The following is a 14,803-nucleotide window of genomic DNA, read 5'->3' as shown; positions in this document are numbered from 1 at the left end:
TCAGGTGAGTTCGAGACCTCCGTCGATGGTAAGGATCTGTCCGGTCAGCCAGGCGGCGGCGGGATCAGCCAGCCGGAGGACCCACGTGGCGACCTCGTCAGGCTCTCCGCGCCGACCGAGCGGGATCCGTCCGGCCTCGTCTCGCTTGATCTCGTTGAGCATCGGTTCGGGGAGGCCGGCGGCGGTCAGGGCCTCGCTTTCGGTGGGGCCGGGAGCCAGAGCGTTGACTCGGATTCCCGTGGTTGCCAGTTCCAGTGCCCAGCATCGGGTGAGTTGCTCCAGGGCGGCTTTGGAGGCAGCGTAGTGGGCGACGCCGGATGCCGGGCGGTGCCCGTAGGTGCTGGAAAGGTTGATGATCGATCCGTGGGTCTGCTGCAGGTGGGGCAGGGCCGCGCGAGCGAGCAGGCTGGGCGCGGTGACGTGAAGATCAAATAGGTTGGCGATGCCCTGTGCAGTTGCATCGGCCAGCGGCATGATCGTCGTGGCACCGGCGTTGTTGACCAGCACGTCGACCCGGTCCCATCGGTCAACGGCGGCGTCGATGATCGCCTGGGGTGCATGTGTGGCGCGGATATCGGCGGCGAGCACGGCGATGCGTGGGTGTTGCTGCGCGGTGATGTTCAGCGCGTCTTGACGGCGCCCGACCCCGAGTACGTGTGCGCCGGCCTCAGCAAATGCGATCGCGGTCGCACGGCCAATTCCCGACCCCGCTCCGGTGACGATCGCCACACGGTCGGTGAACCACACGCTGTCACTGGGTACCGTCATCACTACGCCTTTCGTTCGATGTTCGTAGAACATCGAACAAGCTATCATGTGATGGTGAAGGAGGCACGGCACCCGGATCCCGGGGAGATGGTTCTCACTGAGGTGATGGCGGCACTGAGCGACCCGATCCGGGTTGGGGTGGTTCGGTTGCTGTCCGACGGCCAGGAACGCGGCTGGGGAGCGCTGCGAGTCCCAGTCTCCAAGTCGACGTTGAGCCACCACCTACGGGTGCTGCGGGACGCGGGGCTTACCCGTACCCGACAGGAAGGCACCCGCTGCTACGTCGTCCTGCGCAGCGAGGACCTGCACACCCGCTTCCCCGGCCTCCTGGACGCCGTCCTGGCCGCTGCGGACAGTGAGGACGTGGGCAGCCAGGTAGGTCTAGCGACCGACGGCAGCCGAGTCAGGCAACCGCGCAGGTAGACGGCTGAACACGTCCTAGGCCTGGTGGAGAGTCCCAAGCGCACATCTAAATCGATGGGCCTGCTGCGCGGGTCCGGCGATGCCGGCGGCGCGGGGAGCAGTCAACCGGAACCGGAGCCGGTAGCGGTTGAGGGGGACCATCCCCGCATGCGCGGGGAGCAGGTTTTCGGTGAGCCGGTGTCGTCCCGGTTGAGGGGATCATCCCCGCGTAGGCGGGGAGCAGTTTCTGACCTGGGCGTTTACGAGGTTACCGGCCGGTTTTCGTTCACTTTCATTCGGAGCTACTCCAGGTCCAACGAAGTGTTGCGGGGCGGATGCAGGCAGGGTACCTGCCTGCATCCGCCAGCCGGTGACCTATCGGGTGGGCAGGTGGGTGGTGAAGGTGGCCCACTGGGCGGGGGCGAAGGTCAGGACCGGGCCGGTCGTGTCCTTGCTGTCCCGTACGGCGATGACGTCGGGCAGGTTCGTCGCCACTTCAACGCAGGCTCCGGCGTTGCCGCTACGGCTACTCTTGCGCCAAGTCGCGCGGGTCAGGTCGACCACTGGTCAGTGCCTCCAATGCTCTCTCTATCATTTCCCTGGACGAGGCTTCGTCGAGGGCGCGGCTTTCGAGGTCGCTCCAGACCAGATCGTAGGCTCGAATCTCCTCGGCCTTGTTCAGGTAGAGCGCCCCGGTCAACGTGTCCACGTAGGCCAACGGTGGTTCGACTGGCTCGGTAGCAAGCGGGGCGTTCGGGAAGCTGAGCAGGGTGAACGTCGAGGTCATTCCCGCGTGCTCCCCAGCCGAGTAGGGCAGGACCCGCACAGAGACGCTGTGCCGTTTCATGGCGTCAAGAATGTGTTCAAGCTGAGCCACCATGACTTCCGGACCGCCAACCAGACGATCGAGAACCGCCTGGTTGATGATCGTACGCAGATGAGGTGGTCGAGGCGAGTTCAACAACGCTTGCCGTTCGAGCCTGATCTTGACTCGTCGTTCGACCTCTTCATCGGTGAGCAGGCCGACCGGTAGACGCGTTACCGCTTCGGCGTACTCACGGGTCTGCAAGAGCCCTGGAACCGACTCGGAAACGAAGTGCCGGATCGTGGCGGCGCTGTCTTCGAGGGAGACGTAGAGGCCGAACCAGGCAGGTAGGGCCGATTCGGTGTAGTCGTGCCACCAGGCACGCCTCGGGGCGTCGCGGGTCTCCCTGGTCATGGTGAGCAGGCGGTGGCGGGTCTCCGGGGAGACCCGGTAGAGGGTGCACATGGCGTCGACGTCGACGTCGCGGAAGCGGATCCGCTCGTCGCCGGCCTCGATGCGCCAGATGGTGGAGGAGCCGCGTTGCAGTGCCCGAGCTGCGGCGTCCTGGCTGATGCCGGCGGACTCCCGCAAGACGGTGAGCCAGCGGCCGATGTGTCGGCGGAGCAGGGTTGTGCCGATGGAGCCGGACAAATCGCTCGCCCCCTTCATCCTCTGTGGTGAGTGTAGTCACCAACGTGGCGGACAATCAACTGACGAGCGCCTTCATAATCGTGAAGGCGCTCGGCACTGAAATGATTGACCTCGACCAGAGGTTGCCCACGACGATGAGTGCGCATCGCGCCTTGTCTTATGCATGCGGTCCAACTTAGATAACTGATGCCGGTGCTGTCCATAGTCACCCGCCGCAGTCGGAGAACCCCCCGTGACCGGCTGCGGCGGGCCCGGCGCATGCGCTCCTGCCAGCACGATTAATTGATCTTCGCTCGGGAGGAAATGAAATGTCCACCGCCTTCGCGTTCATTGCCGCCGGCTTTGTGCTCGGCATTCCGCCGGGTCTGCTGCTGTGCCGGCTGCGGCGGCGCTGGTGCCCGGCCTGCGGGCAGACGCTGCGCTGCCCCGACTGCGGCTCCCGGCAGTTCGTCACCTTCGACATCCGGCCGACGACCGGGCGGCGCTGGTCGCCCCGGGCGCGGTCGGCGCCCCGGGCCGCCGGCCGGTGACCGTCGAGCATGTGGCGGCGCGGCCGTCGTGGCGGTGCCGGGTGTGCCGGGCACCGTGGCCGTGTCAGCCGGCGAAGGCGCAACTTGTCGCCGCGTACGACCGGATCGGCCTGTGCATGTACGTGGCCGAACGGTCCGCGGAGGCAGCCCTCGACCTGCCGGGGCTGACCCCGGCGGCGGCGTACGCCCGGTTCCTCGGCTGGGCGCGGGCCGCCACCCGTTCCGAACCCACTGGAGAGACCACGATGGAATCCGAGATGACCGTCCGGGACGCCGACGTGACCGACATCGCCGAGTTGTCGGCGCTGCTCGCTGAGGCGTTCGTGACCAATCCGGTGGCCGGCTGGCTGATCACCGACGTGTCCAACCGGTACACCACGTTCCTGCGGCTGTTCGACGTCGAGTTGACGCACGGGCTGAGGCACGGCGTCGTGCATGTCGCCGGCAACCGCGAAGGGGTGGCCGTTTGGCAGCCGTACCCGATGCGGTTGACGACGGTGACCGACCACGAGCGGGAGGTGCTCGGTGCGGCCGGCATCTACCGGCGGCGGGTCGCGCACCTGCGGGCGGTGCGTGACGAGCACCGGGCGGCGGCGTTGCGGCTGCCGGTCGGGCCGTCGGCCGGCCTGTCGGCGCGGTCGCCGGTGGGGTCGACCGGGCCGGCCGACGGGCCGGCCGACGGGTCCGCGCCGGAGCCGGTGGTCGGCCACGAGCTGGTGTATCTGGCGGCGGCGCCGTGGCTGCGTCGCCGCCGCATCGGCGCGACCCTGCTCGACCACCATCAGCGCACGTTGGACGCCGCCGGGCTGGTCGGGCACACCGTCACCGATGAGGAGTACGCCCGTGACCTGCTGGCGGTGCGGGGTTGGCGGACGCCCGGCCCTCGGCACCTCTCCCCCGGCGGGCCGCCGCTGTGGTCGATGCGCCGCGACCCCGGCACCCGGCCGATTCCGCCTACAGCGGGGTACGGACGATGAAGGTCGCGTAGGACGCGTTGGCGCCTCTGCCGATCTCGGCGAGTTTCAGGTACCTGCCGTCGTGGTGCAGGTAGCGGTCCGGGTAGTTGTAGGAGCGCAGTGAGGTGTGCTGCCCGGTCAGTCCGGCGACCGGGCAGAACGTGGCGTCGGCCCGGAACAGGGCGCTGCCGTCGATCCGGTGCAGGAAGAAGCGGAAGTCCTGGTGGCGCAGGTAGTAGCCGGGGAAGTTGACCGACTCCAGGGAGATGCAGCTCGACTTGGCCAGGCCGCGGCGGACCACGAACGCGGCGTCGGCCCTGCTGCGCTGGTCGACGACGTCGACGCGGCCCTCGAAGTCGCGGTGCCGCACCCGGCGGCCGGGCAGGTTGACCGGCTCCAGCCCGTACGTGCTGCCGACGGTCAGGGTGAGGTGCGCGGGGGCGGTCGGTTTCGGGTCCGGCTTCGGGTCGGTGGCCGGCGGCGGTGCCGGCGCGGCCGAGGTCGATCCGCCGCCGGGTGCGGCGGCGTCGGGCGTGGTGGTGTGTACGCCGTCGCCGATCGGGCGAACCTGCTCAGCCCGGTCGGTCGGCTCTTCACTCGGCTCACTGGTCGGCCCGCCGGTCGGCCCGCCGCTCGGCTCCTCGGTCGGCGGTGCGGCGGACGTACTGGCGCTCGGGGCTCCGGCGACGAACTCGCCCCGGATCGGCTCCTGCTGGGCACCCCGGTTGGTGGCCACGGTCGCGGCGATGACAGCGGCGGTGAGGACCGCAACGGCGCCGATGGCGGTACGGCGCGGCGGTCCCGTCGAGCGGTCGGCGTGGCTGACCGGTGCGGCGGGTAGGGCGTGGGTGCCGGGCGCCCTGCCGCCCGATGCCCTGCCGCCCGGGGCCGGGCGGTCGGCGGCAGGGCCTGCGCCGGCGGCCGATGTGCCGTCGGTGACTTCGCCGTCGATCGTCGAGGACGCCGACCAGCTGACCTGGCCGAGCCGGGCGGTGGCCAGAGTGAGTGGACTGTCCGCCGGTGGCCGTGGCCAACGCGGGGCGGAGCCGGCCCGGCGGGGCAGCTCGCCGCCGGACGTCGGCTGGCCCTCGGGCGACGCGAGCCAGCGCCCGACGCGCGGCGGATCCTGCTGGGTGTCCTCGTCGGACATCGGTCATCCCACCTCCGGCTCACAGCCCGTCCTGGCCCTGTCACTGCGTCGCGGCGCATACATTCTCATTTCGCCCGCATGGTGCGCCAGTACCCGGAGCCACCGAGTTGTGTCACTTCGACAAGGCACCAGACCCCAACCACCACAGTTGCCACTCTTGGTAGTCGGCTTATGACACACGGTCGCGACCGGTCGAGCTTCCCGCCGTCGACGGCCGCTCAGACCCTCCCGGAAACCTCACTCGATATGACTGAATGTAGGCATTGACCCCGACGGTGCAGTTTTTCAAGGAATACGAAGTCCACACTGTCACGGATCTGCCAGAAAACCATTTCTCACAATTGTTTGCTTGACAGCTTTTCGAGGTGCCTGAACCATCGAAATCTGGTGAGTCCACTGTCACCAACCCCACATGGAGAGGAACTCGATGAGTCCCGGCACCAACGGATCGGCGACCCCGACCAGCACCACCTCCACGGTTTCACCGACCACACTCGATGGGCCGACCCCGAAGGACCTGTTGCCCGCCAGCGGCGACCATCCGGTGGAGATCGTGCAGTACCAGACCGTCGTACTGACCGACATTCCGGGCGCGAAACAGTACCCGGAGTTGGCCGGCGCGATCGACCTCGGGGAGGAGAATCTCCCGCTCTACGATCGCCCGGCACAAGGCATGATCGTCACCACCGAGCAGTCGTGGTCCGTGAAGGGCGTGACACTCGGCCGGCTCCTGCACAGCCTCGCGCTGGCACCCGGCGAGAGCACGAAGGTCGCGGTCATCGACTGGGAGCGCCGCACAGTCGGGACCGGCACGGAGAAGACGACCGAAAGCGACGTACTGACCAGCGCGACCGACCAGAACCGGTCGATCAGTGAGCTGGCCAGCAGCATCGCCATGGAGGAACAGCACGGATCGTCCAGCATGTCCCAGTCCAGCTCGTCGACGAGCGCGGGAATCAACGCGGGCATCGCGTTCTTCGGCGCCGGCATCGGTGCCTCGCTGAGCCACTCGACGAACAAGGGGGTCGCCACGTCGGTGGCCCGCTCGACCGGGCAGCGGGAGATCGCCGCCGAGGCCGCCCAGCGGATCGACGCGCGGACCCAGCAGCTGGCGACCGCAGCACGCAGCCGGAACATGACCGTGGTACGGGAGACCTCACAGTCGGAGAAGGAGCAGGTCCTCACCCGGGTGGTCACCAACTACAACCACATGCACGCGATGTCGGTGCAGTACTACGAAGTCGTCCAGATCTACCAGGTGACCACCAAGCCGACCAAGCTGGAACGGTGTCTGTTCATCCCCCTCAAGGAGCTGCACTTCACGCAGAGCATCCTGAAGCGGTACTCGGACGCGCTGGCCGCAGCGGCACCCGAGGAATGGGCCAAGAAGATCCGCGGCGCGAACCCGTTCAGCGCCGCGGTCCGCAAACTCGACGGCTGCCCGGCCGCCAAGGCACCGACCACCCCGGCCACCCAGGGCGTGGAGTTGATCGACATAGCCGAGTCGAGCATGGGCGTCTACGGCGTACGCAAGTCCGACAGCGCACCGGTCCGGTACAACCCAGGCACCAAGAAGTGGGACGCAATGCCGACCACCGGACTGGCCAGTGGCCGGTTGAAGGCAATCGCGCCGGGCAGGAGCGTGGTCTGGGCGATACAGGTGGAGAACGACTATTCCGTGGTGTTCGACGGAACAACCTGGAAGGTCCACCAGCCCTTTTCCTCGGCACACCGCATCGCCTGTGGGCCGGACGACAGCGCGTACATGCTGGGCATCGATGACACCACCTATCGGCTTTCCGGGCCTGGCACGCTGACCGACCAGTTCAAGGCGTACGGTATGCGCGACCTTGTGGTCCTCGGTGCGAACAAGCTCTGGTGCCTCGGGCCGGACGGCAAGACGTACGAACTGACCGATGAACCCGGCCATCGAGGCTGGCAGGATCGCACACCAGCCACCAGCAGGTTGGCCCGGATGGTCGCGGCACCGGACGGTGCGATCTGGGGCGTCACGGAGGACACCACGCTGCTCGTGGTCAAGCCGGGCACCTCGGCCTGGACGACGCCGCAGACGGCCAACGGAGCCCCGCTCGACCGGTTACCGGTAAGCCTGCTGCACACCCACCGCGGCATCCGGTACACCGTCGGCGACCAGCCCAAAGCCGAGGCGGGCTCGGCCACCAGGATCGATGTCTGGTGGGACAGCGCCGGCATTCAGGCCGTCTCACTCAGCACGCCCGGCCAGACCTTCCGCTGCGGCGACACGCGTGGCTCCGGAAGCGCCGACAAGACCCACACCTTCGCCGCCGGCGACAAGCTGCTGTCGGTGAGCTACTGGACCGACAGCGCGGGCGGCAGCGGCTGCCTCACCGGGATGCGGCTGACCATGCAGTCCGGTGTGGTCGACTTCGGATCGGCGGTCGGCTCGACCACCCCGGCGGACTACACCGAGGACACCGGCGGTGCCATCCTGTGCGGCCTGCACGGGTCGACGCTGGTCACCCAGCCGTCGGAGGCGGCCGGCGCCACCCGCACCTACCTCACGGCGCTCGGGTTCCACGTACGCGGCGGAATGGTGTCGCAGGACGTCCTCGACCACCTCAACGACAACCGCCGGCACTACAGCCAGGCGGTCTGGGCCAACGCCGACGAGTTGACGCTCAGCCGCATCCTGGCCAACTACACGTACACCCCGCCGGGAGGCAAGGCCGACACGGTGCCGCTCGGGGTGCGGCTCGATCCGAAACCGGTCGCGGTGACCGGCAACTACCTCGGTTTCCGGTGGAACTTCGCCACCGAGGAGGAGCGCCTGGACTGGGTCAGCGCCCGCCGGGCGGCCAACCGGCCACACCCCAGCAGTCTCGGCCCCGAGGTGACGAGTGTCGTCGGCATCGCCACCAACGGCGTCTTCGCCGAGGCGGTCCTGGGCCGGTCCAACTCCGCCGAGAAGATCGACCTCACCCGGTTCTGGAACTGGAAGGACTCGCCGATCCCGATCCTGCCCACCGACATCGCCCCCGTCGCCACCGGCGGTCGGACGCGGGACGTCGACGTGAAGGTGGCGGCCCTGGCCCCGAGCGAGGCCAAGCTCCAGGTGGTGCCGGCGTTGCCCGCCCCCACCGGAATGGACGCGACGCTGCGGACCATTTCATCCGCCAACCTGTTCCGCGACATGAGCGGGATGTCCGAGATCAGCCAACTTCTCAGCAAGGGCCTGGAGTTGGCGGGCGGCAACGACCAGGCCGCCGCCCAACGCGCCAGCGACGCGATGAAGACGGCAACCGAGCACATGCAGAAGATGGCGCAGATCGCCGTCGAAGCCATCTCGAAGGCCGTGCCCGCCGGTCAGGTCGCCGACAGCGTCAGCGCTCTCGGCGGACTGCTGAACCAGGGTCCGAAGAGCACCAGCGACGCCGACGACTGACCGACGCCGTGCGCAGACAGCGGTAACGGGGCGGCCGGGCCAGCTGGCTCGGCCGCCGCGGCGTCCGGTGCCGGCAGCACCGCATGTACATCGGCGGCCGGATCGATGTTCGCCGGGTTCGTTGCCCGGCTCGGTTACCGTTGCGAGAGTGACCGGTCGACTCACGGTAGCGAGGTCGATCAGGTCGGTCCCCGCACGTGAACGGGCGACCACGATCAGTAGAGTGGGGACGTGCCTCTGTGGATCGCAGCGACGTGGGGACTGGTCGGCAGCGTGGTCGCCGAAGCGCTCAATCTCTACGCCATGATGCGCCCGACCACCGAGTCGAAGGGGCGTTGGCAGTGGCCGTGGCGTACCCGGGCGGACCAGCCCATCATCATCTTCGCCGTCACGTTGCGGGCCGTCGCGGGCACCGGGCTGGCCGCCGCAGCGGCGGCCGGTGGGGTGGCCACCACCGCGTTCGCGACGTTCGTCTTCGGCGTCGCCGCGCCGCTGTTCATCGCGCGGATGTTCGACCAGGTCCGGGTGGTGGACCGGGGCACGCCGCCGCCGTCGATCACGCACCGCCCCGCCGCCGACCTGGATTCACCTGTACGGGAGCCTGGCGATGAATGCCCGTGACGGTTTCCTGTCCCGGCTGGTCGCGGCGCTGGCCGCCCGTCCGGCCGAGACCACCACGTCGGTGCCGCTGCCGGCGCGGACCCGGCTGGCGGCGGCGCTCGCCGCCCGGCCGGTGGTCGGGCAGCCGGTCGACCCGCCCGCCGACGGTGCCGTCACCGGGGCTGCGGCCGGCGCGGTGTCCGCCGGGGACAAGCTGACCGGCCAGGTCAAGCTGGTCGTCGCGGAGCTGCTGAGGACCACCGTGGACCAGTTGCAGCTGGACTCCGACGGTGACATCGGCATCCGCGCCGGTTCGGCGATGATCCTGGTACGCGCGCAGGAGGACCCCCCGCTGGTGGAGGTCTTCTCGCCGCTGCTGACCGGGGTGCAGCCGTCCGAGGCGCTGCTGCGGCGGTTGACCGAGCTGACCGTGACGATGCCGGTCGGCCGGATCTACTGCACTGGCGACACGGTGTGGGCGTCGATCCCGGTGTTCGGTGTCGACTTCCAGCCCACCCAGCTGCTGCTGGCGATCCGGGCGATGCTCCGCCTCGCCGACGACCTCGACGACCAGCTGCAGCGGGAGTTCGGTGGCAGCCGGGCGGCCGGACCGGAGTCGCCGGGCATGGAGGCGTTGCCCGACCCGACCGGATACCTGCGGGACCTGGCGGCGGCCGGTGAGTCGCCGGCCGGGCGCATTCTGGTCGATCTGCTCGCCGACCGGGGGCATTTGGACCAGCTGCGGACCCTGGCGGCCAGCGGCGACTGGCATGCGGCATCGCGGCTGGCGACCCTGCTGTATGCGCAGGGTGAGCAGGCCGAAGCGGAGCACTTCTGGCGGCTGGCGGCGGACAAGGGCGAGCCGTCGGCGCGTACCGAGTTGGCGACGGTGCTTGCCGGGCGGGGCGACGTCGACGAGGCGATTGCGTTGCTGCAGGCCGGGGTGGGCGCCGACGACTGGCACGGGGTGGGTCTGTTGGTGACCCTGCTGGCCCGGCAGGGTCGCGCCGACGAGGCGGTGGCGCTGCTGCGCGACCGCACGGGCTGAGCCCGGCCGGCTCGATGTCGAGCCGGCCGGGCTGTCTGCCATCCGGTGGTGTCGCCGGTCAGCTGGCTGGGCGTTGCCGGGCCCGCCGACGGAGCAGCCAGCCGGCGAGCAGCAGCACGAGCAGTCCCCCGCTGGCGGCGGCGACCCCGGCCAGCAGCGGCCCACTGCCTCGGTCGTCCGACCCGGCGGCGGATGTGTCGGCCGTACCGCCGTCGGTGTCGGCACCGTCGACGGAGCCGGCTGGTTCCGGTTCCGTCGCGGTGCCCGGTGCCGGCAGCACCGCGCGGGCGCAGTCGGTCGGGTCGGCGCCGTCGCTGCCGCCGTCGACGACCTCAAAGTAGAACGTGCCGGTGATCTCGTGCCCGTCGGCCGACGTCGCCTGGTAGGTGAGCGCGTGCACGCCGGTGGTCAGCGGGTCGACGGTGGCGCACAGGGTCTTCGCGTTGACCACGACCGCCTCCCCCACCGCGACGGCGGCATCGTCGGGGCCGGTGACGGTGATCCGCCGGTCGCCGGTGCCGGACAGCGGGCCGAACGTCAACGCGATGGTCTCCACACCGGGGGCGACCTCGTCACCCGGCCCGGGGGCGGCGGAGACCAGCTCGGTGTGCGCCCACGCGGGAGCGGCGAACGCGACCGCCGCCACCCCCGCGCAGGCCAGGACCGTGGCGTGGGTCAGAAGTCGGCGCATGCCAGCCGGTTGTCCATGGCTTCCATCGGGTGGATGACCACCGACTTGGCGGCGTCGCCGACCTGCTGCTCGTTGGTGACGGTCGCGGTGCCGGTGCCGTCGTCGGCGGCGGTGAAGCCGAGGTGGACCTCGTTGGGCGGGGTCTCCGGGCCGCTCTCGTCGAACTTGAAGTGCGGTCCGCCGTTGTCGGCGGCGCACTCCTGGGCGTGCAGGTGGCCCATGTACTGCGCGCCGGGCTCCAGCCCGGTCATGGTGACGGTGACTGTCGTACCGTCGTCGGTCTGCGCCAGCCAGGCGGTCCCGGCGGCGTTGTCGGTGCCCGGTGGCCGGGTGTCGAGCAGGGCGAACGTAGCCTCCACCGCGCCGTCGATCTGGTCGGCCGGGGTGGCGGACGGGTCGTTCATCATCCCGTCCATGCCGTCCATCCCGTCCATGCCATCGGAGTCCATGTTGTCGGACATCGCGGAGGCCGACGCCGACGGTTCCGGGGTCGCGTCGGCGGCGTCGGTGGTGCCGGACGAGTCGTCGCCGCAGCCGGCGAGGACGCCGACCGCCGCGAAGCCGACCACCGCGACAGCGGTACGCCAGCGGTCCGATCCGTTGATGTTCACGTGTCGTGTTCTCCCTGTTCGGATGCGAGGGTAGGCCGGCCGCGGGGTCCACCCGGCAGCCGGCACATGTCTTGCCGTTCGAGGTCTTCCGATAATTGAGTCGGACATGCTGGCGCGGAAGTTCCCGCGAGATCCCGTGGCGGGACACCCGGATCGGCGGGGGCGCGGGGTCGGGTCAACGCGGGGGCCGGGTCAGTGCGGCGGCGGTGGCGTGCAGCCGTTGATGGACGGTGCGGGCCTGCGGGTCGGTCAGGTCGGCGGTGATGGTGAGCGCCTCCTCGCACCGGGCGCGGGCGCCCGCCCGGTCGCCGGTGGCGGCGAGACTGTCGGCGAGTACGGCGAGCGCCCGCGCGCGCCGGTGCAGGTCGCCGATGGTGTCGCTGAGCTGCAGCGCCCGGGTGGCGAGATGCTGAGCGTCGCGGTAGCGGCCCAGCAGTCGGTGCGCTTCGGCGGCGGTGGCCAACGCGTCGCTGTGCTGGGCGTCGTCGCGGGCCTGTTCGTACAGTTGCAGGGCCGCGGTGCAGTGGCCGAGTGCCTGTCCGGGGTCGCCGAGCGCGAGCCGGAGCTCGGCGAGGCGGATCTGTGCCCGGCCCTGGCCGCGTGGTTCGTTGATCCGATCGAACAAGGCAAGTGCGTCGTGGTAGCAGTTGGCGGCGTTGTCATGCTGACGCAGGTCGCGGTAGGCGTTGCCGAGAGAGATCAGGGTGGCCGCCTGACCAGGCAGGAAGCCGGCTTCGGTGACGGCACCGAGGACCTCACGAAGTAGTGCGACCGCGCGGGCCGGCTCGCCGGCCCTGAGGTATGCCGATCCGAGGTTGTGCAGCCCGACGAGTTCGTAGCCAGGGAGATTTTTCTCCCGGGCGAGACGCAGTGCGGTGGTGCACACCTCGGCGGAGCGTCGATAGTCGTGCATGGCGAAGTGGGTGGCGGCGATGTTAAACATGGTGCCGACGTGGCCGTGGTCGTGTCCGTCCGCGATAGCGGCGGTGACCGCGCAGCGCAGCAGGTCGAGGACTTCGTCGAGCCGGCCGCGACGGCTCAGGCTCTGGTGCACGTTGGCGGCGATCTGCCAGGCGTAGCGATGCATTCCCGCGGTATGGGCGGCGCGGACCACCGCCAGGAGGTTGGGGCGCTCGGCGTCGAACCAGGCCAGCGCGGCGTCGGCAGTGCTGAGGTGCTCGGGCTGGACATGTGGTGTGGTCGGCAGATCGGGCACCGGGTCCTCGTGTGGATCGAGGATCATTGCGGCAGCGGCAGCGGTGTGCAGGTACCAGCCGAACAGCCGACGCAGGGCATTGCGCCGCTCGTCGGCGGCGAGGTCGGTGGCGGCGAGGTCGATGGCGTAGCGCCGCAGCAGGTCGTGCACGCTGTGATAGCCGGCCGGCTCGCCTTTCATCAGGTTCGCGCGGATAAGTTTGTCCAGGCTGCGGCGGGCGTTCTCGCCGAGCAGGGCGGCGGCTGCGCCGGTGCTGATCGTGCTGCCGGGAAACAGCCCGAAGGAGCGGAACAGGCGGGCGTCGATCGGATCGAGTGCCTGGTAAGACCAGGCGAAGATACTGCGTAGGGTGATGTCGCGGCTGTCGTCGACGTCGCGGTCGAGTAGGTCGGTGGCAAGGTTGCCGGCCAGGTCGGTGAGGTCGATCCCAGGCCGATCGTTGACGTACGCGCCGATTATGCTCAGGGCCAGTGGCAGGCCGCCGGAGAGTTTCGCGAGGGCATGCAAGCCCTCGGGCTCCCCGTGTTCGGGGTCGCCGACGTGGCCGTCGGGGAGGGCGAGATGGGCCAGTAACTGTGCACTTTGGTCGGCGTCGAGTGGCTCGACGGAGACTTGCCGGGTGCTGTCGAAGTGGAACAGTCCGTGGGTGCGGTTGCGGCTGATGAACAGGGTGACGCAGGTTGCCGAGTTGGTCAGCAGGGGCCGGACCTGGCCACTGTCCCGGACGTTGTCCAGGATGATCAGCGCTCGTTTGCCGTGCAGGATCTGGTTGTAGCGTTCGTGGCGGTGGTCGACATCGGCCGGGATGGAGCTCGGTGGCACGCCCAGCGTGCCGAGCAGGCGACCGAGGGCGTCGCCGGGTCTCATCGGCTCGCCGGGGCCGTGTCCTTGGAGGTCTAGGTAGAGCTGTCCGTCCGGGTACCGGTTGGCGTGCAGGTGACCCCAGTGGGCGGCAAGGGTGGTCTTGCCGACTCCGGGCATTCCGGTGAGGAGAATCGCCCGCAGCGACAGCCTTTCAACGAGATTGTCCAGTGCCGCGAGTGACGCGTCCCGTCCGATTAGTCGAGCCGCTCGGGGCCGGATCTGCTGCGGCGGGGAGTGGGGTATGGACGTTGGCGTGCTGGACGGTCCGAACCTCGAGTCCATCGCGGCGTTCTCCAGGCTGGCCGGCCCTTGTTGATCTCGTCGGATCAGCGACAGGAGGTCGAGGTCCGGTAGCGATCCCATCGTTCTGCGGTATTCGCTGTTGAACTTTCTCGCGAAGGCGTCGGCATCGTCGCGGCGGCCGAGCTCCAGCATCGCCCGGACTTTGGCGGACGCAAGGCCACAGTCGTACGGATGTTCATCAATGATCAATTCCAGGGTGTGTAGTGCGAGTTCTGGTCGATTCGTTGTCAGGTGGGCGTCCACCAGGATTCGCCGCGCCTCCAGGTGACTCTCGCGCATGCGGTTACGCATCAGCTCAGCCTCGGCCGAGTGGAGCTCGGCGAGTGGTTCGTCGCGCCACAGTTGCAGCGCCAGGGACACCGTGTCGGCGGCCCGGTCGGGGTCATCCGCAAGGATCCGCCGAGCGGACAACACCAGCTCGCGGAAGTAGTGGTAGTCGACCTGGCGGGTGGTCGTCACCAGCCGGTACGCGGCCCCGAGGCGGAGCAGGGTGGTGTCCCCGCCGATGTCACGCAGCACCGCTCGGGCCCGGCTGACGACCTCGTGCAAGTTGCGCTGGCGCGAGCCGACGGAATTTCCCGGCCAAAGATGCTCGACGATGCGGTCGATCGAGAGTTTCTCGCCGGCGTGGAAGAGTAGCAGTGCGAGCAGAGCGCGATGCCGACCGGACCCGAGCGGCAGCTCATCGTCGTTGACCTGCACCGATGTCGGGCCGAGTATGACGAACACCCGTCAAGCCTTCCTGTAGGGCGGCGCTGACGATCAGTTCCATTCTTGACGTGGC

At 69.3% G+C, this 14,803-nt stretch carries 13 protein-coding genes; 6 read left to right on the top strand and 7 right to left on the bottom strand.

The features are described 5' to 3' along the window. Complete coding sequence (locus tag ACFHWT_RS13880) at window positions 1–768, bottom strand: SDR family NAD(P)-dependent oxidoreductase (protein ID WP_416595050.1); 768 nt, start codon at window positions 766–768, stop codon at window positions 1–3. 51 nt (window positions 769–819) lie between these two features. Between ACFHWT_RS13880 and ACFHWT_RS13875 the strand changes: the two genes are divergently transcribed. Then, window positions 820–1,191: an ArsR/SmtB family transcription factor gene (locus tag ACFHWT_RS13875; RefSeq protein WP_416595015.1), complete on the top strand. Its 372-nt coding sequence runs from the start codon at window positions 820–822 to the stop codon at window positions 1,189–1,191. Between the two features lie 354 nt (window positions 1,192–1,545). Here the strand turns inward: ACFHWT_RS13875 and ACFHWT_RS13870 are convergent, their stop codons facing one another. Continuing rightward, on the bottom strand, window positions 1,546–1,734 hold the full coding sequence (locus tag ACFHWT_RS13870) for a DUF397 domain-containing protein (protein WP_416595014.1): 189 nt from the start codon (window positions 1,732–1,734) through the stop codon (window positions 1,546–1,548). Beyond that, window positions 1,697–2,644, bottom strand: coding sequence for a helix-turn-helix domain-containing protein (locus tag ACFHWT_RS13865; protein WP_416595013.1), 948 nt, complete (start codon window positions 2,642–2,644; stop codon window positions 1,697–1,699). Before ACFHWT_RS13865 ends, ACFHWT_RS13870 begins: the two co-directional genes overlap by 38 nt. Before the next feature lie 290 nt (window positions 2,645–2,934). Between ACFHWT_RS13865 and ACFHWT_RS13860 the strand changes: the two genes are divergently transcribed. Beyond that, window positions 2,935–3,156, top strand: coding sequence for a hypothetical protein (locus ACFHWT_RS13860; protein ID WP_416595012.1), 222 nt, complete (start codon window positions 2,935–2,937; stop codon window positions 3,154–3,156). Continuing rightward, window positions 3,153–4,133 (top strand): hypothetical protein, encoded by a 981-nt coding sequence (locus ACFHWT_RS13855; RefSeq protein WP_416595011.1) that lies wholly within the window; start codon window positions 3,153–3,155, stop codon window positions 4,131–4,133. The genes ACFHWT_RS13860 and ACFHWT_RS13855 overlap by 4 nt, the downstream gene beginning before the upstream one ends. Here ACFHWT_RS13855 and ACFHWT_RS13850 read toward each other — a convergent pair. Beyond that, window positions 4,111–5,262 carry an AbfB domain-containing protein gene (locus tag ACFHWT_RS13850; protein WP_416595010.1) on the bottom strand — a complete coding sequence of 384 codons (1,152 nt, stop codon included), beginning with the start codon at window positions 5,260–5,262 and terminating at the stop codon, window positions 4,111–4,113. The two genes, ACFHWT_RS13855 and ACFHWT_RS13850, sit on opposite strands and share 23 nt — an antisense overlap. A 427-nt stretch (window positions 5,263–5,689) precedes the next feature. Here ACFHWT_RS13850 and ACFHWT_RS13845 point away from each other — a divergent pair, with 427 nt between their 5' ends. From ACFHWT_RS13845 to ACFHWT_RS13835, 3 genes are all read left to right on the top strand, one after another. Beyond that, complete coding sequence (locus ACFHWT_RS13845; RefSeq protein ID WP_416595009.1) at window positions 5,690–8,686, top strand: hypothetical protein; 2,997 nt, start codon at window positions 5,690–5,692, stop codon at window positions 8,684–8,686. A gap of 231 nt (window positions 8,687–8,917) precedes the next feature. Next, window positions 8,918–9,307, top strand: coding sequence for a hypothetical protein (locus tag ACFHWT_RS13840; protein ID WP_282230977.1), 390 nt, complete (start codon window positions 8,918–8,920; stop codon window positions 9,305–9,307). Further along, entirely contained in the window at window positions 9,294–10,334 is a 1,041-nt protein-coding gene (locus ACFHWT_RS13835; RefSeq protein ID WP_416595008.1) for a T3SS (YopN, CesT) and YbjN peptide-binding chaperone 1, read from the top strand. The genes ACFHWT_RS13840 and ACFHWT_RS13835 overlap by 14 nt, the downstream gene beginning before the upstream one ends. Window positions 10,335–10,392: 58 nt before the next feature. Here the strand turns inward: ACFHWT_RS13835 and ACFHWT_RS13830 are convergent, their stop codons facing one another. From ACFHWT_RS13830 to ACFHWT_RS13820, 3 genes are all read right to left on the bottom strand, one after another. Then, window positions 10,393–11,025: a copper resistance CopC family protein gene (locus tag ACFHWT_RS13830; protein WP_416595007.1), complete on the bottom strand. Its 633-nt coding sequence runs from the start codon at window positions 11,023–11,025 to the stop codon at window positions 10,393–10,395. Next, window positions 11,010–11,636, bottom strand: coding sequence for a CHRD domain-containing protein (locus ACFHWT_RS13825; RefSeq protein WP_416595006.1), 627 nt, complete (start codon window positions 11,634–11,636; stop codon window positions 11,010–11,012). The genes ACFHWT_RS13830 and ACFHWT_RS13825 overlap by 16 nt, the downstream gene beginning before the upstream one ends. A 175-nt stretch (window positions 11,637–11,811) precedes the next feature. Further along, window positions 11,812–14,748 carry an AfsR/SARP family transcriptional regulator gene (locus tag ACFHWT_RS13820; protein WP_416595005.1) on the bottom strand — a complete coding sequence of 979 codons (2,937 nt, stop codon included), beginning with the start codon at window positions 14,746–14,748 and terminating at the stop codon, window positions 11,812–11,814. Window positions 14,749–14,803: the final 55 nt, after the last annotated feature.

This window comes from Micromonospora sp. LOL_021 (genome assembly GCF_048060215.1).
GTDB lineage: Bacteria > Actinomycetota > Actinomycetes > Mycobacteriales > Micromonosporaceae > Micromonospora_E.
Note: the sequence above shows the minus strand (reverse complement) of the source record. Positions and strands in the feature narration are given on the sequence as shown.

Coding starts and splice junctions, on each gene's coding strand:
- ACFHWT_RS13880 (WP_416595050.1), bottom strand. CDS start 768: ATGACGGTACCCAGTGACAGCGTGTGGTTCACCGACCGTGTGGCGATC.
- ACFHWT_RS13875 (WP_416595015.1), top strand. CDS start 820: ATGGTGAAGGAGGCACGGCACCCGGATCCCGGGGAGATGGTTCTCACT.
- ACFHWT_RS13865 (WP_416595013.1), bottom strand. CDS start 2,644: ATGAAGGGGGCGAGCGATTTGTCCGGCTCCATCGGCACAACCCTGCTC.
- ACFHWT_RS13860 (WP_416595012.1), top strand. CDS start 2,935: ATGTCCACCGCCTTCGCGTTCATTGCCGCCGGCTTTGTGCTCGGCATT.
- ACFHWT_RS13850 (WP_416595010.1), bottom strand. CDS start 5,262: ATGTCCGACGAGGACACCCAGCAGGATCCGCCGCGCGTCGGGCGCTGG.
- ACFHWT_RS13845 (WP_416595009.1), top strand. CDS start 5,690: ATGAGTCCCGGCACCAACGGATCGGCGACCCCGACCAGCACCACCTCC.
- ACFHWT_RS13835 (WP_416595008.1), top strand. CDS start 9,294: ATGAATGCCCGTGACGGTTTCCTGTCCCGGCTGGTCGCGGCGCTGGCC.
- ACFHWT_RS13830 (WP_416595007.1), bottom strand. CDS start 11,025: ATGCGCCGACTTCTGACCCACGCCACGGTCCTGGCCTGCGCGGGGGTG.